At 69.7% G+C, this 20,144-nt stretch carries 19 protein-coding genes; 3 read left to right on the forward strand and 16 right to left on the reverse strand.

Going from position 1 to position 20,144, the window contains the following annotated elements:
• Window positions 1-70 precede the first annotated feature (70 nt).
• Genes ABZX02_RS18100 through ABZX02_RS18110 form a run of 3 tightly spaced genes read right to left on the reverse strand, consistent with a single transcriptional unit; the run spans window position 71 to window position 5,970 of the window.
• Entirely contained in the window at window positions 71-3,487 is a 3,417-nt protein-coding gene (locus tag ABZX02_RS18100) for a P-loop NTPase fold protein (protein WP_355299483.1), read from the reverse strand.
• Between the two features lie 24 nt (window positions 3,488-3,511).
• The gene (locus ABZX02_RS18105; RefSeq protein ID WP_355299485.1) at window positions 3,512-5,014 is read right to left on the reverse strand and encodes an alpha-amylase family protein; all 1,503 of its coding nucleotides are present in this window, start codon (window positions 5,012-5,014) and stop codon (window positions 3,512-3,514) included.
• The gene (locus ABZX02_RS18110; protein WP_355299486.1) at window positions 5,011-5,970 is read right to left on the reverse strand and encodes a TIGR03885 family FMN-dependent LLM class oxidoreductase; all 960 of its coding nucleotides are present in this window, start codon (window positions 5,968-5,970) and stop codon (window positions 5,011-5,013) included. Before ABZX02_RS18110 ends, ABZX02_RS18105 begins: the two co-directional genes overlap by 4 nt.
• 101 nt (window positions 5,971-6,071) lie before the next feature.
• Between ABZX02_RS18110 and ABZX02_RS18115 the strand changes: the two genes are divergently transcribed.
• A complete protein-coding gene (locus ABZX02_RS18115; RefSeq protein WP_355299488.1) occupies window positions 6,072-6,467 on the forward strand; it encodes an SsgA family sporulation/cell division regulator in 396 nt (131 codons plus the stop codon).
• Here the strand turns inward: ABZX02_RS18115 and ABZX02_RS18120 are convergent.
• Entirely contained in the window at window positions 6,464-7,024 is a 561-nt protein-coding gene (locus ABZX02_RS18120) for a GNAT family N-acetyltransferase (RefSeq protein WP_355299490.1), read from the reverse strand. The two genes, ABZX02_RS18115 and ABZX02_RS18120, sit on opposite strands and share 4 nt — an antisense overlap.
• Complete coding sequence (locus tag ABZX02_RS18125) at window positions 7,021-7,485, reverse strand: FxsA family protein (RefSeq protein ID WP_355299492.1); 465 nt, start codon at window positions 7,483-7,485, stop codon at window positions 7,021-7,023. The genes ABZX02_RS18120 and ABZX02_RS18125 overlap by 4 nt, the downstream gene beginning before the upstream one ends.
• Before the next feature lie 130 nt (window positions 7,486-7,615).
• Between ABZX02_RS18125 and ABZX02_RS18130 the strand changes: the two genes are divergently transcribed.
• Window positions 7,616-9,004 (forward strand): lysine 2,3-aminomutase, encoded by a 1,389-nt coding sequence (locus ABZX02_RS18130; protein WP_355299494.1) that lies wholly within the window; start codon window positions 7,616-7,618, stop codon window positions 9,002-9,004.
• 71 nt (window positions 9,005-9,075) lie between these two features.
• On the opposite strand, the gene ABZX02_RS18135 is transcribed toward ABZX02_RS18130, so the two are convergent.
• From ABZX02_RS18135 to ABZX02_RS18165, 7 genes are all read right to left on the reverse strand, one after another.
• The gene (locus ABZX02_RS18135; RefSeq protein ID WP_355299496.1) at window positions 9,076-9,501 is read right to left on the reverse strand and encodes an SgcJ/EcaC family oxidoreductase; all 426 of its coding nucleotides are present in this window, start codon (window positions 9,499-9,501) and stop codon (window positions 9,076-9,078) included.
• 192 nt (window positions 9,502-9,693) lie between these two features.
• Complete coding sequence (locus tag ABZX02_RS18140; RefSeq protein WP_355299498.1) at window positions 9,694-10,827, reverse strand: glycerate kinase; 1,134 nt, start codon at window positions 10,825-10,827, stop codon at window positions 9,694-9,696.
• A gap of 8 nt (window positions 10,828-10,835) precedes the next feature.
• Window positions 10,836-12,125 (reverse strand): SLC13 family permease, encoded by a 1,290-nt coding sequence (locus ABZX02_RS18145; RefSeq protein WP_355299500.1) that lies wholly within the window; start codon window positions 12,123-12,125, stop codon window positions 10,836-10,838.
• 98 nt (window positions 12,126-12,223) lie between these two features.
• Window positions 12,224-12,877: a response regulator transcription factor gene (locus tag ABZX02_RS18150; RefSeq protein WP_355299502.1), complete on the reverse strand. Its 654-nt coding sequence runs from the start codon at window positions 12,875-12,877 to the stop codon at window positions 12,224-12,226.
• A complete protein-coding gene (locus tag ABZX02_RS18155; protein WP_355299504.1) occupies window positions 12,874-14,169 on the reverse strand; it encodes a HAMP domain-containing sensor histidine kinase in 1,296 nt (431 codons plus the stop codon). The genes ABZX02_RS18150 and ABZX02_RS18155 overlap by 4 nt, the downstream gene beginning before the upstream one ends.
• A gap of 1 nt (window position 14,170) precedes the next feature.
• On the reverse strand, window positions 14,171-14,476 hold the full coding sequence (locus ABZX02_RS18160) for a hypothetical protein (RefSeq protein ID WP_355299505.1): 306 nt from the start codon (window positions 14,474-14,476) through the stop codon (window positions 14,171-14,173).
• Window positions 14,477-14,555: 79 nt separating this feature from the next.
• Entirely contained in the window at window positions 14,556-15,320 is a 765-nt protein-coding gene (locus ABZX02_RS18165; protein WP_355299507.1) for an SDR family NAD(P)-dependent oxidoreductase, read from the reverse strand.
• An 86-nt stretch (window positions 15,321-15,406) separates the two neighbouring features.
• Here ABZX02_RS18165 and ABZX02_RS18170 point away from each other — a divergent pair, with 86 nt between their 5' ends.
• Window positions 15,407-16,045, forward strand: a complete 639-nt coding sequence (locus ABZX02_RS18170) for a TetR family transcriptional regulator (protein ID WP_355299508.1) — start codon at window positions 15,407-15,409, stop codon at window positions 16,043-16,045.
• A 19-nt stretch (window positions 16,046-16,064) separates the two neighbouring features.
• On the opposite strand, the gene ABZX02_RS18175 is transcribed toward ABZX02_RS18170, so the two are convergent.
• The 4 genes from ABZX02_RS18175 to ABZX02_RS18190 form a co-directional block, all read right to left on the reverse strand.
• Window positions 16,065-17,438: a HAMP domain-containing sensor histidine kinase gene (locus ABZX02_RS18175; RefSeq protein ID WP_355299510.1), complete on the reverse strand. Its 1,374-nt coding sequence runs from the start codon at window positions 17,436-17,438 to the stop codon at window positions 16,065-16,067.
• Complete coding sequence (locus tag ABZX02_RS18180) at window positions 17,438-18,118, reverse strand: response regulator transcription factor (RefSeq protein ID WP_355299511.1); 681 nt, start codon at window positions 18,116-18,118, stop codon at window positions 17,438-17,440. Before ABZX02_RS18180 ends, ABZX02_RS18175 begins: the two co-directional genes overlap by 1 nt.
• A 590-nt stretch (window positions 18,119-18,708) precedes the next feature.
• The gene (locus ABZX02_RS18185) at window positions 18,709-19,122 is read right to left on the reverse strand and encodes a toll/interleukin-1 receptor domain-containing protein (RefSeq protein WP_355299512.1); all 414 of its coding nucleotides are present in this window, start codon (window positions 19,120-19,122) and stop codon (window positions 18,709-18,711) included.
• 80 nt (window positions 19,123-19,202) lie between these two features.
• Window positions 19,203-20,048 (reverse strand): DUF4394 domain-containing protein, encoded by an 846-nt coding sequence (locus tag ABZX02_RS18190; protein WP_355299514.1) that lies wholly within the window; start codon window positions 20,046-20,048, stop codon window positions 19,203-19,205.
• Window positions 20,049-20,144: the final 96 nt, after the last annotated feature.

Raw genomic sequence — 20,144 nt, forward strand, 5'->3', positions numbered from 1 at the left:
GCGAAAATCCTTCGGTCGACGACGCTGTCTCGACAATATCTTCACGTGAAGCGTCAGGATCCCGCAAGCACTACTTGACGATTCGGGTCACCACCCCGCGTCCCAACGAGCTGTCGAACCTGGTGCCGACCATGATCGAGACAGGCTCGTCGGTCTCGAACAGCACGATGGCTGTCTCCGCCGGCATGCCAGGAAGAACCGTGAGCACCACCGCGTGAGGCCTCTGAGCACCGAATTCGATCATGACGGCCTGCGGGATCGCACCGACGGGCGCGATCAGCACAGCGCGGAACTGCGTGCACTCGGTCGCCGAGAGGTTCGGCGGCTCAGCCAATCCCGGTAGGCGGTCCGCCAGTTCGTAGACGTCGTTGCCGGAGTCCACGCGCACCTCGAACTTGGCGTGCTCGCGAAGGCCCTGGGGGACGGACGCGAATCCGACGGAGGCGATGGCCACGCCGGCGCCCACGAGTCGAGAGAGAGCCAACTGCCCGTTCAACTCGGGATCGTCCCCGCCGGCGACGACGGCGACCACGCAGTCGACCCGCTGTGGCGAGGCGATCAGGCAAGCGACCGGGTCGTCGGCCTCCACCACGGCGAACAGCGCTTTCCCGAAAGCATCCTGCAGCTGCGACGCCAACGTGGTTCTGGCGCTCTCGTCGCCGCCGAGCATGAGCACCGTGCGACCCTTGCTCAACTCACGCAGCCGCGACACGTAGGGGTGCAGCGGATCGAGGTCTGCAGCCTGGTCCGCGCAAGACAACGCCTCGCGCCACGCGCCGGCTTCCACCCAATGGCGTCCCAGATCCAGCAAGAGCTGGGCGGCCTCGATCGGCGCCACCGACCGAGCATGGCTGATCAGCTCCTGCAGGTGCGGTCCCAGCCGAGCCAACTCTGCCCGACTGCCTTCAAATCCCACTCTGCCCAGAACCGCCCGCAGGCTTTCTTCGGTGCTAGGAACCTCTGCGGCGAACCGGAGCACCAAGGGGTGTACGTCGAGGACGTCGTCGACCACCTTGACCAAGGACAGTTGCCTCAACTCGTCCAGGTGGGCGATGTCCGTCTCGTCCGCCCAAAGGCCCATCGGCAATGGCGGCCGGTCAAAGCACGGCAGCAACCGCAACAACTCCACCGCTCCCTGGCTGAGCCGATCGGTGGCCCGGGTCAGCACGGAACGCACGTCGGCGATTCCGTGTTCGTCCAGCAGGGGCAGGTAGTCCTGCACCGACGTGCCGGTCGAGTCGAGGTGGTCCTTGGCTCGGGCCAGTGCCAGGGGCAGGTCGCCGAGAACGTCCGCGAGCAGGTCCGCGTCCGGCACTCCGAGGAAGTCGACGGACTCGCTGCGGGAGAGCGGCCCGACCTCGACCACCGGCTGGTCACCGTCCCACATCCCGTTGCGGGTGGTCACGATGACCTGACCGGCTCCGGTCACCGGCCGTCGCGTGTCGGCCAGGTCGGCGAAGTCGTCGTAGATCAGCAGGTAGCGGCCCTCGATCTCGTGCAGCCGCATGCCCATGTGGTGCTCTAGCGCCGTGATGTCCTCGTCCTGCGAATCACTCCTGATGAGCCACACGACGTCGTAGTCGGCGAAGTTGTCGAGGGCGTACCGCACCGCGAACGTCGTCTTGCCGCTGCCCGGCATTCCGACCAGCACGGTCAACGGTTCCACAACCTGGTCGTACAGCTCTTCGCGACGCACGAGGTCTCCGCGCACCTCGGGGAGGTTGGTGTACGCGGTCCGTTCGAACTCCTCGTCCGCGTTCGTCACGTAACCGAGTTCCGCGAGCACCGCGCGTTCGATGTCAACGCCTCGCAGGCCTGACACGTCCAGCACGTTCTTCAGCGAAAGGCGGACGTCCTCCACCTTCACCGCGAGGAACGGGATACCTCGTGCGACAGCATCGCCCCACTGGATGTCCGCGTGCAGAGCCGCGGACTCCCGCGAAGCGATTCCGACCAGGTAGTCGAAGGGCAGGGCGGAGGACTCACCCACCTTGCCGACAAGAGCCCGTGCTCCCACGTCTCGGAGCGCTCTGGCCAGCCGCTCCCCCAGCGAGAGGTCGCCGGGCGCGCAGCTCACCATGATCGTGCGTTGCCGAGGTTCGTCCGGTGCCGCCACCGTGTCGACGATCGACAGGTATGACTCGATCGCCACCCCGCGGAACGCGTCCTGCTCGTTCAACTGCAGCCTGAACAGGGTTCTCAGTCCTGGGTACAGCTCGCTGAAACGCTCAACCTGAGCGCTGACGAGGTCGTCGACCTTCAGCTCCGGCTGCCGGTACGCCTGTTCGAGCCGCGCCAGCAGCGAGTGGTCGTTGATCGCCGCCCGGTACACCTGCCGGAACTGGGACTGGATCACCACGAGCTTCGCGAGCACGGCGGGCACCGGTCGCAGATCCGCCGACAGGTCCTTGAGCAGGGTGAACGCCTGAACGGTGCGCTTGATCCGCCGCGGGTTGTACGGCGGTGCGCCGCGCAGGATCGGCAGGCAGGCCAGCACGTCCGGGTCTGCGGAGATGCTGCGGATGTACGGCTCCACCTTCGCCTCGGCCGGCGGTGGCAGCGAGTACGGCAGCTGCACGATCTTCTCGAAGAACGTCTCCCCCAGTTCCCCGGCGGAGGGGAGGTCCTTGTACTTGACCCGGATCGCGTGCTCGATGACCTCCCGATCGACCGCGAGCAGGAACACGCAGCCGGGTTCGTCGAGGACGAGTTTGATCGTCTCGATGATCTGCAGGGTCTGTTCCGGCAGGCAGCGGTCGAGGTCGTCGATGATCACGACCAGTGGTTTCTTCGAGTAGACGACCTTCAGCACGCCCTGGAACTCGGCCGCGAAGTCGTCGAGCAGCGCTGTCTGCGAGCGGTGCGACCGACGGCGCCGGAACGCGCCCAGGTCGGCGCCCAGCTTCACGTCGAAGAGCTTCAACAGCGCTTCCGGTCTCGTGGCGAACGCCGCGACGACGCCGACCAGGACGCGCGCCCAGGTCGACCCGAGCACCGAGCTGCCCGCGAGCCACCCGGACATGGGGTTGCCCGGTACCGGCAGCAGACTCAGTGCCATCACGATCAGCACCGTCAGCGCCGCAACCTTGAACCCGATGGCCAGCAGCTTGCGGAACAGCTCGAAGAACCCGGCGCCGAAGTCGATCGAGCGCAGCCAGATCCGCAGGCGCACGTCCGGCGCGCGGTACCAGCGCACCGAACGGCGTGCGTCGACGACGATCGTCTCGATCAGCGCGGCCCACAGGTTGTCGTCGCGGGCGTACTTCCAGGCGTTGAACCAGATCGGACGCACACCGGACGCCGCGAGCTTGTTCTCGACGAGTCGCAGGAACGTCGACTTGCCGCTACCCCACTCGCCGTAGACGCCGATGGTCCACGGCGTGGTGGAGTGGTCGGTTTCCGCGATGGTCTTCGCGAGCGGCTCGGCGAACCGGTCGAAGCCGAGCTCGTCGATCGAAGCCGGCGTGTCGGGCTTGGGCACGCTCATTTGTCGCCCGACAGCCGGGCTTCGCTACCTCAGCCGGAACCAGCGGCAGTCGTAGGGCGCGAGGTCCACCTTGGCCCCGGTCTTCGCCGGCTTCACGTCGCGGCCGCTGACCAGGTCCGTGAGCACGCCCTCGGCCGGCACCCGGACCGTGACGTCCTGGTCGGCGAAGTTGTGCACGGCGATCACCGTGCCCCCGTCGCAGTCGGCGCGGTGGGCGAACACCGTCGGATCGCCCACGTCGAGCACCTGGACCTCGCCCCACGCCAGCTCCGGGCACTCCCGGTAGAGCTCGACCAGGCTCCGCGTCCAGGCCAGCAGCGAGTCGGGGTCGTGCCGCTGCTCCGCCGCCGCGTCCCAGTCCATCGGCACCCGCACCGCGAGCCTGCCCTCGAGCGACAGGTCCTCCTCCAGCCCGATCTCCTCGCCGTAGAACAGCACCGGCGTGCCCGGCAGCGTGAACAGCAGGCTGTAGACCATGCGGATGCGGCGCTGGTCGTGGTCGAGCATGCCCGGCAGCCTCCGCCGCAGGCCGCGGCCGTAGAGCTGCATCGCCGGGTCCGGGCCGAACGCGTCGAAGACCTCCTGGCGTTCGTCGACGGGCAACTTGTCGAGGGTGAGTTCGTCGTGGTTGCGGACGAACGTGGCCCAGTGGCCGTCGCGGGGCGGCTTCGGCCGTTCCTGCAGCGCCTTGACGAGCGGGCCGGTCGACCCGCGGGCCAGCGCGAGGTACATCGCCTGCATGCCGACGAAGTCGAAGCACATGGTCAGCTCGTCGCCGACGCCCTGGCCGTAGAAGGCCATCGTGTCCTTGTACGGCAGGTTCACCTCGCCTAGTAGCACGGCCTCGCCGTTGCGGCGGTTGAGGAACGCGCGCAGGTCGGTGAGGTAGTCGTGCGGGTCGGGCAGCGCGAGGGCGTCCATGGGGTCGTTGTGTTCGAGGAGGAACGGGACGGCGTCGACGCGGAACCCGCTGAGTCCGAGCTCCATCCAGAAGCCCATGATGCGGGCGATCTCGTCGCGCACCTGCGGGTTGGACACGTTGAGGTCGGGCTGGTGCTTGTAGAAGCGGTGCAGGTAGTACTTCCCGACCTCCTCGGAGTACTCCCAGAGCGAGTTCTCCTTGTCGGGGAACGTGATCCCCTCGGGGCCGTCGTCCTGGGGCTCGTCGGCCCAGACGTACCAGTCGCGCTTCTCCGGGTCGTGGAACCACGGGTGCTGGTCGGACGTGTGGTTCACGACGAGGTCGGCGATCACACGCATGCCACGGTCCCGTGCGGCGCGCACGAACTCCACGAAGTCGCCCAGCGATCCGAGCCGTGGGTCGACGGAGTAGAAGTCGGTGATGTCGTAGCCGTCATCGCGTTCGGCCGTTGGGTAGAACGGCATCAACCACACACACGTGACACCTAGCGCGTGGAGGTGGTCGATGCGTTCGGTGGCGCCGCGAAAGCCCTCCGTCGAGAAGGTCTCCACGTCCAGGCAGTAGAGGACGGCGTTCTTCCACCAGACGTCGGACGTGCGGATCACGCCTTCACCTCCGGTAACACGTGCTCGCCGAACGCGTCGACGAACGGGAGCAGGTCCTGGCCGACGTGGTGCAGGTAGATCTCCTCGAACCCCAGCGAGGCGTACTCGTGCAGCCGTTCGGTGTGCCACTTCAGGTCTGCGGAGACGTTCACGACCTCGGCGACCTCTTCCGGGGTGACGTGCTCGGCCACCACGTCGAAGTGCTCGGCCAGTTCGAGGTCCCAGCACACGGGCGGGCGGAACACGTTGCTGCGCCATTGGTCGTGCGCGATCGCGAGAGCCGTGTCGTCGTCTTCGGCCCAACTGAGGTGCACCTGCAGATGCAGCTTGCCCTTGCCGCCGGCGTCGCGGTACGCGCCCGCGAGCTCGCGCAGCCGGTCCGGTGAGGCGTTCACGGTGATCAGTCCGTCCGCCCAGGACGCGCACCACCGTGCCGTCTCCGGGCTCACGGCGGCGCCGATCAGCAACGGCACCTCGTCCGGGAGCGTCCACAGCTTGGCGCGGTCGACGGTGACCAGGCCGTCGTGGCTGACCTCCTCCCCGGACAGCAGAGCGCGGATGACGTCGACGCACTCGCGCAGCCGTGCGGTGCGCACGGCCTTGCGCGGCCATCCGCCGCCGGTGATGTGCTCGTTGCTGGCCTCGCCGGTGCCGAGCGCGGCCCAGAACCGGCCGGGGTTCATCGCGGCGAGCGTGCCGATCGCCTGAGCGGTGATCGCCGGGTGGTAGCGCTGCCCCGGAGCCGTGACCACGCCGAACGGGAGCTCGGTGGCCTGCAGCGCCGCGCCGAGCCAGGACCAGGCGTACCCGGACTGGCCCTGCCGCGCGCTCCACGGCGAGAAGTGGTCCGAGCTCATCGCCGCGCCAAACCCGGCCTGCTCGGCGCGGCGCACGGCGGTAAGCAGCTCGGCGGGGTGTATCTGCTCGTGTGAGGCGTGGATGCCGTAGACCGTCATGGGCCTCTAGTACCCAGCGAAGAAGTTTGGGAAAGCTTTGAACCGACTCCGAACGGCGTCCGTGTTGAGTGAGGCACCCTCACCGCGGAGGAGGAACGGCGATGTTCAACGAGACCAGGGTCGGCACCGCCACCACCGTCGAGTTCATCCGTCCGGACGGCTCGGTCGAGCCGATGTCCGTCGACCTCCAATACCGGTCGGACGATCCGCACGCCGTGACCATGCGCTTCCAGGCGCGTGACCAGGAGTCGACCTGGCTCGTCGGCCGCGAACTGCTCGCCGACGGCATCCTGTCGCCGTCCGGTCTCGGTGACGTGCGGCTGCGTCCCGGCGACGGCGACACGCTCGTGCTGGAGCTCTTCACCGAGGACTCGCACGCGGTGTTCCACCTGTCCGCCACCGAGCTGCAGCGGTTCCTGGACTCGACCTACGCCGCCGTGCCGGCCGGACGCGAGATCGTCGACTTCGAGCTGCTGGTGAAGGACCTGCTCGGCTAGAGGCGCAGCCCGAGCACCAGCTTGTCCGCGGAGTCGACGACGCGGAAGCCGAGGTGCTCCCAGAAGCCGATCGCGTGTGTGTTGTGGTGCCGCACGTGCACATGCACGCCCTTCTCCAGACGTTCGAGCACGGCACGAACGAGCGCACCGCCGAACCCCTTGCCCTTCGCGCGTGGCAGCAGGTTCGCGTGCATGTGCGCCGGGAAGTCGAGCACCAGCATCGGATCGATGCGCACCGGGTGGTGGATCTGCTGCACGATCCGGTTCGGCTCGGCCGTCATCGGATAGCGCACGCGCAGGTCAGGCCACCAGTCACGGTCGCAGCGGTCCTCGAAGGCCTCCGTGTCGGACGCCGCGAGCGCGTACCCGCAGATGCCCTCGTCGTCCTCCGCCACGAACACCAGGTCGGGCTCGAACGCCGCGTACGGGCCGACGTAGGCGTGGCCCATGAGCTTCGAGTCCTCGAACAGGTGCCGCGCACCCAGGCCACCGTTGCCGGTGTCGAGGCAGATGTCGTACAGCGCGTCCAGGTCGGCTCGCCGGTACGCGCGGATCACGTGAGCTCGCGCCGCTCCGTGATGACGACCGGCCCCGCGTCCACGTCGACGACCTCGCCCTCGACGACCTGACCGGCGCCGAAACGCCGTTCGTGCTCGAACTTGAGCGCCGCCGCCTCCGACTTCCGCGCGATCCGCCTGCTCACCAGCCGGCGGGTGAGCGGGAAGAGCAGGAACAACGCGGCGACGTCGCTGAGGAAGCCCGGCACCATGATCAACGCACCGGCCGCCGCGATCAGCACGCCGTCCGCCATCTCCTGGTGCGGCTCCTGCCGCCGGAACACCGACTCGCGGAACGCGGCCATCGTCTGCGCGCCCTGACGGCGCACCAGCGACAACCCGGCGAGGGTGCTCAACAGCAACAGCGCGATCACCCAGAGCCCGCCGATGGCGTTGCCGACGGCGACCAGGACCGCGATCTCGGCGAACATCCCGAGCAGCAGCAGCGCGAAAAGGGGCATACCTCCAGAACGCACGAGGCCGCCTCTTTGCTCCCGACCACCCCTCGACCAGAGCTTGAGCTGAAATATTTACGGCAGCCTAGCGGTATGACAGGATATCTTTACGCGACCTCGACGCTGAGGAGTACGGATGACCGCGCTGCACGACGCCCCCACGGCGCTGGAGCGGCTGGACCGCCAGCCGTACACGTACGTCCGCCGGGAGCTGGTCGAACCCGACTGGCGCCGCTTCCCCGGCTGGTCGCACGTGACCGAGGCGCAGTGGCGCGACGCCCAGTGGCAACGCGTGAACTGCGTGAAGAACGTGAAGCAGCTCCGCAAGGTCGCGGGCGACCTGCTCACCGAGAAGTTCTACGACGACCTCGCCGCCGACCAGTCGGCCTTCGCGACGATGTCGATGCTGATCCCGCCGCAGATGTTCAACACGATGGCGGTCGACGCCGAACTTTCTCCGGCCGCGTTCACCGAGGCCTTCCTGGCGGACCCGGTCCGCCGCTACATGCTCCCGGTCGCCTCCGACCGCGACCCGAGGTGGCCCTCCCACCCGCACTCCCAGCGCGACTCGCTGCACGAGGCCGAGATGTGGGTGGTGGAGGGCCTCACCCACCGCTACCCCACCAAGGTCCTGGCGGAGATGGTGTCGACGTGCCCGCAGTACTGCGGCCACTGCACCCGAATGGACCTGGTCGGCAACAGCACCCCGTTGATCGACAAGCACAAGCTCGCCCTGAAGCCTGTCGACCGCCAGGACCAGATGATCGAGTACCTGAAGAAGACCCCGGGCGTGCGCGACGTGGTCGTCTCGGGCGGCGACGTGGCGAACGTCCCGTGGCCGCAGCTCGAGTCGTTCCTGATGCGCCTGCTGGACATCGAAACGGTCCGCGACGTCCGCCTGGCCACCAAAGCACTCGCCGGCCTGCCCCAGCACTGGCTGCAGCCGCGAGTGGTCGAGGGCCTGGAACGAGTCGCCCGCACCGCCTCACGCCGTGGCGTGAACCTCGCGATCCACACACACGTGAACCACGCACAGTCCGTGACGCCCCTCGTCGCCGAGGCCGCACGCACGGCACTAGAGGTCGGCGTACGCGACGTGCGCAACCAGGGCGTTCTGATGAAGGGCGTCAACGCAACGTCCGACGACCTGCTGGACCTTTGCTTTGCACTGCAAGGCGAAGCGAACATCCTGCCGTACTACTTCTACATGTGCGACATGATCCCCAACGCCGAGCACTGGCGGGTGTCGGTGTGGGAGGCGCAGGAACTGCAGCACGCGATCATGGGCTACCTTCCGGGCTATGCGACTCCTCGCATCGTGTGCGACGTCCCGTACGTCGGCAAGCGATGGGTGCACCAGCTCGCCGAGTACGACCGGGAGCTCGGCATCTCCTACTGGACCAAGAACTACCGCACCGGAATCGAGCTGGAGGACCCGGAGGCGCTGGACCGCCGCTACCCCTACTACGACCCGATCTCCACGCTGGGTGCGGCCGGTCAAAAGTGGTGGGCCGACCAGGCCTGACAGGCAACGACGGGGCCGTCTTCGGAACATCCTCCGAAGACGGCCCCGTCGCTTGCGCCGACGTCAGCGGCTCAGGGCTTCTTCGACGAGTGGTGCTCGACGATCTTCCAGTCGCGACCGCGCTTCTCGAAGACGAACGTGACCCGCGCCTGCACCGTCTCGGGTGTTCCGCCGCGGACCAGGACGAAGTCGTAGAGCCCGGACAGCACGAGCGCCTTGCCGCCGAGCGAGCGCTGCTTGGTCTCGACGAGCGTGCCGCGCGGCTGGAGGGCGAGGAAGCCCTCGAAGTACTGGACGATCTCGGCGCGGGTGTCGTGGACGTGGCCCGCGACGGTGGGCAGCAGGACGGCGTCGCGGGCGTACTGGTCCGCGACCGTCTCGGGGTTCCCGGTGGCGAGGCTCGCGTTCCACCGGTCGAACAGCTGGCTCGCGGTGGGGTGGTGCGCGGACGAGGCCGGCGCCGAGGCACCGGCCTGCACGACGCCCGCACCGAGCACCAGGACGACAGTCGCGGCAGAAGCGACAGCGGTAGCAGGTTTCAACGTCTTCCTCCGTCTGGCAGGGCCGGTGTTTTCCGGTGAGACCAGCTTGGAATTCGTTGCTGCAGCGGCAGTTCAGGTGGATGTCAGCGGAACGTCAATTCTTCGCACAGCCCGTTCAGGACCAGGACGGCCCGCGACACGGGGCCGTCAGGTGAGCGCCGCGCCGACCAGGAGCAGCCTCAGCGTGCGCTCCGTCGCGTCGGTGAGGAGTTCGGCGGTCGTGGCCATGGCGGCGTCCAGGGTGACCGGTGCGGCGATGATGCTGGTGTAGGCGTCGATGCCCGCGTCGTGGTTGGCGCGGGCGTTCTCACCGATCGTGCCGGCGAGCGCGATCACCGGTTTGCCGTGCTTCTTGGCCCGGCGCGCCACCTCCGAGGGCACCTTGCCGTGCGGCGTCTGGCCGTCGATCGCGCCCTCCGCGGTGATGACGAGGTCGGCGTGCGGCAGGCGGGCGTCGAGGTCGGAGTGCTCCAGGACGACCTCGAAGCGCGGCAGCAGCGTGGCGCCGAGTGCGTGCAGGCCCGCACCGAGGCCTCCGGACGCGCCGCCGCCGGGCATCGTGCGCACACCGGGACCGAGCAGGTCCGCCCACGCGTCGAGGGCGTCGCTGAGCAGGTCGACCTGGGCGGCGGTCGCGCCCTTCTGCGGCCCGAACACCCTGGCCACGCCTCGGTCGCCGCACAGGACGTTGTGCTGGTTGCACGCCACGGTGATCTCCACCTTGTCGAGTCTCGGGTCCACTTCGGACAGGTCGAGGGCGGTGGCAGCGGCCAGGGCCGCTCCCCCGCGTCCGATCTCACGGCCACGGGCATCGGTGATGCGCGCGCCCAAGGCCTGCAACGCCCCCGCGCCGCCGTCCGACGTACCGGAGTCGCCACACCCGACGAGCACGCGGTCGACGCCGAGGTCCAGCGCGGCTCGGATGAGCTCACCGACGCCGTACGTGGTGGTCGTGGCCGGGTCGCGGTGCTCGCGCGGGACGAGCCGCAACCCGGCCGCCGCGGCCATCTCGACCACGGCGGTGCGCGGGCCGGGTCCGCCGAGGAGCGCGAAGTGGGACAGGACCTCCTCGCCGACCGGACCGGTGACGCGCACCGGCACGAGGGTGCCGTTCGTGGCTTCGGCGAGCGCCGCCGCCGAGCCCTCCCCGCCGTCGACGAGCGGCGTCTTGTCCACGACCGCGCCGGGGACGACGCGGTAGATGCCTCGCGCGATCGCGTCGGCGACGGCGCACGCGTCGAGGGACTCCTTGAAACCGCTGGGAGCGACCAGGAAACGCATGGGTGACCTCATTTCAGTGGGAGGCCGAGGTGCGGCCAGAGGAAGACGGAGCAGGCGAGCACGAGCACACCCGTGATCGGCGCGAGGAACAGCGAGAGCGTGAGCAGGTCCCGGGGTCGGTAGGTGTGGGCGAAGAGCGCGACGGGTTTCGCCGACGAGCTGAAGGTGTGGCAGAAGCCGGCGGCCGCGGTGGACGCGAAAGCGAGGGCGGCCGGGTTCATCCCGGCGGCCAGGGCTAGCGGGATGACGATCGGGACGAGGACCGAGGAACGCGCCGAACGGGACTGGACGACCAGGTGCGCGAGGAGGCTCACCGAGATCACGGTCAGCAGCAGGTGCTCCGGGTTGATCAGAGTTCCGAGGCTGTCCGCGGCACCGGAGCGGACGAGCGCCGTGCCGAGCATCGTCGTGGCGGCCATGAACAGCAGCAGCGACCACGGGATGTCGGCGAGTGCCGCCTTGAGCGTGGTGGTGCCGAGGCGCGGGCTGGTGATGGCGACGGCACCCGCGAGGGCGACGACCTCGGGCGGGACGTGGTGCCACGGTTCGGTGATCCAGCCGATCGACACGGCCGCGAGGATGCCGAGGGACGTGGTCTCGGCGCTGGTGAGGGTCCTGGTGGGCACCGCGGTGCCGACCGTCCCGCCCGGCGCCGCGAACTCGACGGTGGGCGCGTCCACGACGAGCGCGCGCTTCCGGTCGGCCCGGGAGGTGAACAGCCACAGCACCAGCTCCGCCGTGACGTGGGCGCTGACGACCGCGAGCGGCAGCCCGAGCAGCAGCCACTGCCCGAAGCCGATCCCCTCTCCCGTCGCCTCCTCCAGCAGCGCGCTGGTGATCAGGTGCGCTCCCGCGCCCACCAGCGTCCCCACAGCCGTCAGCAGGATCACCGACGGGAACAACACCCCGAGCGCCCGCGACACCCGCGCGTTCACCCGCAGTTCCCGGTGCACGGGAAGGGCCAGTGCGGCACGGCCCGAGGTCGACGGCACGAGGAAAGCGGTGAGCAGCAAGGCGAATGCGGTGAGATGTGCAAGCCCGCGCACCGATTTCGCCCTCCCCACCAGCGAGGCGGCGAGCCGGGCCGGCAGCCCCGAGTCCGACACCCCTCGGGCGAGGACGAAGGCGGCGATCAGCAGCCAGGTCGTGGACCCGCCCAGCACTTCCAGCGCCGACGCGGGCAGGACACCGAACAGCAGCAGGGCCACCACGGCGGCGAGGGCGACGAGCGTGTCGTCCAGCGGGGTGCACACCCACAGCACCACCGCCACCGCGAAGACCACCATCGTCAGGATCACGAGGACGATCCTGCGCGGGCCGGCCGTGTCCCAGGTGAGGCCGGGATGAAGGAGTCTTCATCCCGCGGTGGGTGAGCGCGAGGCGCCGGACCTGGTCGTCAGACCAGGCGGTACCCCATGCCGCGCACCGTCTCCACGCGCTCAACCCCGATCTTGCGCCGCAACGACCGCACGTACACGTCGACCACGTTGGACCCCGGGTCGAAGTCGTAACCCCAGACGTGGGAGAGGATCTGCTCGCGCACCAGCACCTGCCCCGGATGCCGCAGGAACAGCTCCAGCAACGCGAACTCGCGGGCCGTGAGGTCCACCGACCCGGACGGCAGCACCGCCTGGCGGGTGCGCAGGTCCAGCGCCAACGTCCCGGACGTCAGCACGGTGGCCTCGGGCACGCCGGGCGGGCGCAACCGCAGCCGGACGCGGGCCAGCAGTTCCTCGAAGCGGAACGGCTTGGTCATGTAGTCGTCGGCGCCGCCGGACAGGCCCGCGACGGTGTCGTGCACCGAGTCGCGCGCGGTCAGGATGATCACGGGGGTGGCCACGCCCTGCTCGCGCAGGGAGCGCAGGACCGAGAACCCGTCGAGGTCGGGCAGCCCGAGGTCGAGCACCACCAGGTCGAAGGAGGCGGCCCACGACAGCGCCTCCGCGCCCGAGGCGACGACGGACGTGGTGAAGCCGTTGGCGCGCAGTCCCTTCTCGACGAACGAGGCGATGCGCGCCTCGTCCTCCACGATCAGGATCCGGCCTGTCATCGGGGTACCTCCACCACGAACGTCGCTCCCTCGCCCTCCACCGAACGCACCCGCACCACGCCTCCGTGCGCCTCGGCGATGGCTTTCACGATCGGCAGGCCGAGACCGGTCGACCGCGAGAAGAGCATCGACTCGTCGCTCACGCCGGGACCGGAGTCGGACACCCAGAAGGACACTGTGGAGTCCACAGAGGACCCGAAGCGGATGACGTCACCGGATCCGGTGTGGCGGAAGGCGTTCGACGCCAGCTGCAGCACGGCCTGGGTCACGCGCTGCGGGTCGAGCACCGCTTCTCCCTCCGCGATCGCCTCGAGCACCCAGCGGCGGTCGCCGAGCGCGCGGAGCTTCGCGTCGATGTCGCTGGTGAGCTCCGGCAGGTTCACGGCCATCGGGCGCAGGAAGTCCGGCCGTTCGGACTTGACCAGCAGCAGGAGGTCCTCGACGAGCCGGGCCATGCGGTCGAGCTCGTCGGTGCACAGCCGCACCACCTCGGCGCGCTCCTGCGGTGAGTCGCCGAGCAGTTCCAGGTGGCCACGCACGATGGTGATCGGCGTGCGGAGCTCGTGGGAGGCGTCGTCGAGGAACTGGCGCTGCAGCCGGAACGAGCGGTCGAGCCGGTCGAGCATCGAGTTGAACTGCTGGGCGAGCGCGGCCACGTCGTCGTTGCCGGAGACCGGGATGCGGCGCGTGAGGTCGTCCTCGGTGATCTCGGCGGCTGCCTGGCGCACCACGCGGACCGGCGCGAGGATGGCGCCCGCGACGAACCAGGCGATCAGCGCGGCGATCAGCAGTCCGGCCAGCGACACCAGCACCAGCACGCGCACCGTCGAGTGCACCGGCGCGTGCACGCCGTCCTCGAAGTAGCCCGTGACGAACCACATCTCCTGCGGGGCCGCCGTGTGCACCTTCGCCCAGCGGAACGGTCCGGCCGGGGTGGCGACGACACCCCACGAGTCCGCCGACGAGGTGATCGTGGCGAGCGCCGCCCGGTCCTTGTCCAGCTCGTAGGTGACCTCGGAGCGCTGGACCAAGACGCGGCCGGGCAGCACGGCGAGGTGGAGCTCGTGCTGGTCGGGGTACTGCAGGCGCAGGTGGGCGTCAGCAATGGCACCGGCGTCGCCAGTGTGGTTCTCGGCGTAGCTGCCGAACTCGGTGGTCTCCTGCTCGAGGGCGCGGTTGACGCGGTCGTCGACGTCGACGAGCAGGAAGCGCCACACCACGACCACGACGGTCGCGAGGACGAGCGTCATCAGGCCGAGGAGCCAGCACATGATCTTCACGCGTGCGGGCACGTCAGTCGTCCTCGCCGTCGTCGTCATCGTCGATGGGCGGCGGCGGGGGCAGCACGGAGCCGGGGGTGGGAACGGTGGTCGTGGGGTCCGTCGTGGCAGGGGGCGTGGTGGGCGGTGCCGTCGGGACCGACCGTCCGATCTGGACCTCGGGTGCCCGCACCTCCGGTGGCACCGGCCGCACCAGCGTCAGCACGAGCAGCACCGCCGCCAGCGCGCACGCCACGCTGAGCACGGCCACGAGGACCGTGCCGGTGCGGGCGGACGGCAGCATGCGGCTGAGCCTGCCCCAGTTCGCCGGACGGTGCATGAGAACAAGATGAAGATCTCTTCATCCGACGCGCCGTCTGATCTTCGAGAACGCCGATACCCGAGGTACCGGCGCAGGGTCAGACGGCGGCCCAGCCGTTGTCGACGGGCAGCACGGCGCCGTTGATGTTGCTCGCGGCGTCGGAGGCGAGGAACACGATGGCCGCCGCCTGTTCGTCGGCCTCCGCGACGCGGCCGAAGTTGTGGGCGTAGCGGCCGACGACCTGCGGCCCGTGCGCGGCGGGGTCGATGGAGAGTCCCGTGCCGATGCCGGTCAGCGTGCCGCCGGGGGCGATGGCGTTGGTGCGGATGCCCTTCTCGCGGTACATCACGGCGAGCGACTTGGTGAGCCCGGCGATGCCGTGCTTGGACACCGTGTACGCCGTCCCCGCCGCGCTGCCGCGCAACGCCGCCTCCGACGCCGTGTTCACGATCGCGCCCTTGCCCTTCGCGAGCATGAGGGGCAGCACGGCGCGGGTCAGCAGGAAGGGGGCGGTGAGGTTCACCCGGACGACCCGTTCCCACTCCTCGTCGGACACGTCCGCGGGCGCGGACATCCCGTCCATCACCGCCGCGTTGTTGACCAGCACGTCCACGCCGCCGAACGTGTCGACCGCGGTCGCCACGACCCGGTCGATCACGGCGCGGTCGCTCAGATCGCCCACGACGGCGACCGCCTTCCCCTGTGCCGCCTCGATCTCGGCGACCGCGGCCAGCGCCGCGTCCTCGTCGAGGTCGGCGACCACCACGTGCGCGCCCTCCCCCGCGAACCGCAGTGCCGCCGCCCTGCCGATGCCCGAGCCGGCTCCGGTCACCACCACGACGCTGCCTTCGAACTCGCCCATTCCGGCCACCCTCCGCCGCTCCGCGAACACTTAATGGCACGGTACGCCATAAAGGCACGACGTGCCGTAAATGGTAGGCTGCGGCGGTGGACAAGCCGAGCTCCGCGCGGCAGGGCAGGCCGCCGCTGACCGAACGCCGCAAGGCGGAGACCAGGCTGGAGATCGCCCGGGAGGCGGTCCGCCTGTTCACCGAGAAGGGCGTCTCCGCCACGTCGGCGGAGGAGATCGCCGCGGCGGCGGGCATCTCGCTGCGCACGCTCTGGCGCTACACCTCGTCGAAGGAGAACTCGGTCCTGCCACTGCTCACCACGGGGATCGACGCGATGGCGCGCAGCCTGCGGACCTGGCGGACCGAACAGGGCGTCGACGGACTGCTCGACGACATGCAGCGCGACGGTGCCGGGTTGATGGACCACCTGCCGTCCCAACTCGACCTGGTGCGCCTCACCAAGACGGAGCCCTCCCTGCGGGCCGTGTGGGCGCAGGCCCACGCCGACGCCGAGCCGGTCTTCGCCGAGGTGCTCGCGAACCGCCTGAACACCTCGGCCGACGACCTGTCCACGCGCGTGCGAGCCGCCATGATCAACGCGGCGTTGCGCGTGGCCGTGGAACACCATGCGTTCCGCGGAGCACCGGCGACCGCCGAGGCCGTGTTCCAGACGGTGCGCGACGCCCTGACCCCCGCGGTGCGCCGCCTCGACGAAACACTTCCCTGCTCGACGTGAGTTCCAGGCGGGCGAACCCTCAGACCTCAGACGCTCCCACCACGGCGAGATCGCTCACCGGCAAGCGAAGCCGGGCTTCGAGACCTCCGCCGGGCACGGGCAGCAGGACGGCCGTTCCCCCGTTGTCCTCGACCAGCTGGCGCACGATCGCCAGGCCGAGCCCCGTGCCGTCGGACTTGCCGCGCCAGAAGCGGTCGAACGCGCGGATCCTCTGCTCCTCGTCGAGGCCGGGACCCTGGTCCACCACGGAGACGACCAGGTCCTGACGGTCGCGGGTCACCGCCACCGTGACGGCCGCCCCGCCCGGGGTGGCGTCCAGGGCGTTCATGACGAGGTTGTCCAGCACCTGGTCCAGGTGGCCCGGGGTGAGCGAGGCGCGGACGCCCGCGGCGGACGGGTGGACGTCATACGCGAGCGCGACACCCCGGTCGACGGCAACGGCTTGCCAGGCCCGGACTCTCGTGGCCACCACCTGGTCCACCGGCACCGCCTCCCGGCTGGTGGTGTCGGCCTGCGCCCTGGCCAGCACCAGGAGGTCGTTGACCAGCCGCGAGAGCCGGATGACCTCGGCGATGGCGAGGTCCAGCGACTGCGCCGTCCCGGGCTCGTCGACGTCGTCGCGGACGTTGTCGAGGCTCAGGCGCAACGCGGTGAGCGGCGACCGGAGTTGGTGTGAGACGTCCGCGACGAACGCTCGTTGTGCCGTCACGAGGCCGTCGATGCGGTGTGCGCCCAGGTTGATCGCACGAGCCACCTTGCGGGTCTCCTCCGGCCCGATCTCCTGCGCCCGCACGGTGAGGTCGCCCTGCCCGAACCTGGTGGCGGCGAGCTGGAGCGAGCGCAGCGGCCTGGTGAGCGACCGTGCCATCAGGACGGCCAGCACCGCGGTGAGCGCCAGTGTCACCACACCTGCCACGAGGCGGAAGGTCCAGATGGTCCGGATCTGGTTCCGCAGGTCGTCGGTGGGATGGCTCAGGCGGACGGCGCCGACGACCCGCCCGTCGGCCGTGCGAGCCGGCACGGTGACCACCAGCGCGGGAGCGTCGAGCGAGGAGGTTTCCTGCCACTCGACGCTCTCCTGTCCGCACAGTGCGGCGAGCAGCGCCGGGGCGTCCAGGTCGTCCACCGCCCGTCCCAGAGCGGGCCGCCGCTGGGCGTCGACCAGTTCGACCTTGCCGCTCGACTGGACCTCGAACTCACCTCGCAGCGCGCGCAGCGCCGGTTCCGAACCGCCGTCCGCCTGGAGGAACGCGATCGTCCTGGCCTCCCGCAGGACGACCTCCAGGAGGTTGGCGCGCAGCAGCTCGGCCAGGCTGATGCCCACGGGAACGGTGAAGACGGACAGCGCGATCACGACCAGTGTCAGCGACGCGACGACGAGCCGCCGCTGCATCAGGGAGCCACCTCCAGCCGGAAACCCACTCCCCGCACCGTCTCGATCTTCAGGACACCGTCGAACTTGCGCCGCAACACGCCTATGTGGACGTCGAGGGTCCGAGTCGGACCGTGCCAGTGCGCGTCCCACACCGCCTCGAGGATCTGCTCCCTGGTGAAGGCCGCGCCGAGGTCCTCGGCCAGGAAGGACAACAGGTCGAACTCCTTGGGCGTCAACGAGATCTCGACGTCGTCGATGTGCACCCGACGGCTGCGGCGGTCCAGCCGCGCGCGCCCCAGCGCCAGGCTCGACCCGGTCCCCACACCGTCGTCCGCGGTGACGACCGGCCGGCACCGGCGCAGCACCGCACGGGCCCGCGCGACGATCTCCCGGACGCCGAACGGCTTGGACACGTAGTCGTCCGCTCCGACCTCGAGCCCGACCACCGTGTCCGTCTCACCGGATCGGGCCGTGATGACGATGATGGGGACCTCGGTGCGGCGGCGGAGCTCCCGGCACAGGTCCAGACCGTCCATGTCGGGCAACCCGAGATCCAGCAACACCAGGTCGAACCCGCGGGCGGCCAGCGCCTGGGCGCCCGTGCCCGTCCGCTGCACCACGAACCCGTAGCGCGCCAGCCCGACCCCCAGGGACTCCGCGATCGCCTCGTCGTCCTCCACGAGCAGAACCCTGACCACAGCGGACTCCCCTGGCGCGGCAGTGTCCTCGCGGCGAGGTGTTCCGTGCGTGGACGCGGTCATCAGCACCTTCTCCCTGTCCGGCCGTCACGTGTGCGGCGGGGACGACCTCATCCTCGCAACGGCAGGTGCAGGGCAAGCACAAGAGGAGGTAAAGAATCCGAAGGGCGACACGGTGCCTTCCACTCCACCGGCAGGGGTGTCCCGTCTTTCCTGACGCCCTCCGCCGAGGTGACCCAGATCGGCTCGTTGATCGGGAAGCCGTCCACGGCGGCGCCGACCGACGTGCCGGACGCCCGTCGGACGGGTCGTCCCGCACGACGCTGAGACCGGCGTTGCGGTGCCTCAGGTTGTTGACCGCGAAGTGCGACCAGCCGAGGGTGATCGGGGACAGTTCGATCGGCCCGTCCGTGCGCGGCCTCAGACCTGCCACGTCCTCAACGACGGTCCAGTTGCCGCTGCCGAGGATGTTGTGGTGGATCCAGGACCGGTCGCGCAACGACAACACGACGTCCTCCCGTTCACGACCGGGAAACAGGCCGACTCGAAAGCCCGGTGCCACAGCTCGCCGCCCGGAGTCGCGCGACCGATCAGATCGGCCCGAACCAGGTTCCCGTTCCTGCGAGCAGAAGACCCCCGGCGCCGAGAAGCAGCGCCCGTCGTCGCCTCATCCGAGCGGACGACTCGCCTTTCGTCCTCTTGGCCACCAACAGGTCCACCACGGACTCGATCGCCCAGTCCTCGTCGCTGCGAACGTCGATCCAGCCGGTGCTCTGCGGCAGACCGGGCACCTCGGTGTCGTCGAGCCGCAACGGCAGCAGGGCGTTGTCCCTGCCCCGGAGCCTCGTCTCCAGCGCCGACTGCAGTTCCCGGTCGGTCCAGCCGCTGTTCAGGTAGTGCTCGGACACGACCAGCACGATGTAGCGGGACTTCTTCCCGTGAACCTCCAAGCGGTACGCGAACAGGTCCGTGCCACCCTGTGCCGTCGACGACGTTCGGCTCACCGAGGAACCGCGCTTCGCCGTGCTGGAGTTCCTCCGCAACGCCCGCAATGGCAGTGAGCGGAGGAACTCCAGCGGTGCGGCTACTTCGCGAACGCGAGTCCGACGACCTCGCCGCCGGCGAGTCCGACGACCGAGGCGCGACCGGTCTCGAGGTTGACCTTCACCAGCAGTGAGCCACCGAGCAGGCCCGGACTCACCGCGGCGAGGGCGTGGTGGCGGCCGTTGACGGTGGCGATGTCGAAGCCGTTGGCCTTGTCGACGGGGACACCGAGTTTGCCGACGGTGAAGAGCTGGCCGGTGTTCGGGGAGACGACCGGGGTGACGCCGGCGGCGGTGCCCTGGGTGACGAGCGTGTCCTTGTGGCTGTCGATGTCGTAGAGCGTGGTGGCCGTCGCGCCGGCGACGCTGTTGGTGTAGCCGGCCGCGGACACCTTCGGGGTGTTGCCGGCCGCGCGGTCGCCCGGCGCGTAGGCCAGGGGTCCGTCGGTGGCGGCGAGCGCGCCGGTGTCGGGGACCAGGCGCAGGTTCTGGCCGGTGGAGGTGACCAGGCGGATGCGGTCGACGGTCGGGTTGAAGTCGAAGCCGATCGCGGTGCCGTTCAGCGCGATCGGGGTGCCGACCGCGGTGGCACGGCCGGTGCGCGCGTCGAGGGTGTAGAGCTGGCCGGACCTGCCGATGGCGTACAGGACGCCGGTGGCGGGTCGTACGTCGATGCCGGCGAGGCGGTCGTGTGCCTCGAGGCCGGTGACGCGGACGCGGTGCTGGGCGAACAGCGGAGACGACCAGGTGCGGGTGCTGAGCACGCCGTCGTCGGTGAGCAGGTGCACGCGGAGCTGGTCCGCGGACGCCGACGCGGGTGCGGCGCCGAGCACGCCGGCGAGCAGTGCGGCCGCGGCGGCGATGGCGGTCGTGCGGGCGATGCGCATGGTTTCTCCCTGGGCCTGTGGACGCGGAACACAGGTGTGTACGACGCGTCCGGGTCCGGTGTTGAAGCGCGAACCGAACAAATCAGACCCATCTGT

The sequence above is a fragment of the Lentzea sp. NPDC003310 genome, from assembly GCF_040610935.1.
In the GTDB taxonomy this organism is placed as follows: Bacteria; Actinomycetota; Actinomycetes; order Mycobacteriales; family Pseudonocardiaceae; genus Lentzea.

Coding starts and splice junctions, on each gene's coding strand:
- ABZX02_RS18100 (WP_355299483.1), bottom strand. CDS start 3,487: ATGAGCGTGCCCAAGCCCGACACGCCGGCTTCGATCGACGAGCTCGGC.
- ABZX02_RS18110 (WP_355299486.1), bottom strand. CDS start 5,970: ATGACGGTCTACGGCATCCACGCCTCACACGAGCAGATACACCCCGCC.
- ABZX02_RS18115 (WP_355299488.1), top strand. CDS start 6,072: ATGTTCAACGAGACCAGGGTCGGCACCGCCACCACCGTCGAGTTCATC.
- ABZX02_RS18125 (WP_355299492.1), bottom strand. CDS start 7,485: ATGCCCCTTTTCGCGCTGCTGCTGCTCGGGATGTTCGCCGAGATCGCG.
- ABZX02_RS18130 (WP_355299494.1), top strand. CDS start 7,616: ATGACCGCGCTGCACGACGCCCCCACGGCGCTGGAGCGGCTGGACCGC.
- ABZX02_RS18140 (WP_355299498.1), bottom strand. CDS start 10,827: ATGCGTTTCCTGGTCGCTCCCAGCGGTTTCAAGGAGTCCCTCGACGCG.
- ABZX02_RS18150 (WP_355299502.1), bottom strand. CDS start 12,877: ATGACAGGCCGGATCCTGATCGTGGAGGACGAGGCGCGCATCGCCTCG.
- ABZX02_RS18160 (WP_355299505.1), bottom strand. CDS start 14,476: ATGCACCGTCCGGCGAACTGGGGCAGGCTCAGCCGCATGCTGCCGTCC.
- ABZX02_RS18165 (WP_355299507.1), bottom strand. CDS start 15,320: ATGGGCGAGTTCGAAGGCAGCGTCGTGGTGGTGACCGGAGCCGGCTCG.
- ABZX02_RS18175 (WP_355299510.1), bottom strand. CDS start 17,438: ATGCAGCGGCGGCTCGTCGTCGCGTCGCTGACACTGGTCGTGATCGCG.
- ABZX02_RS18190 (WP_355299514.1), bottom strand. CDS start 20,048: ATGCGCATCGCCCGCACGACCGCCATCGCCGCCGCGGCCGCACTGCTC.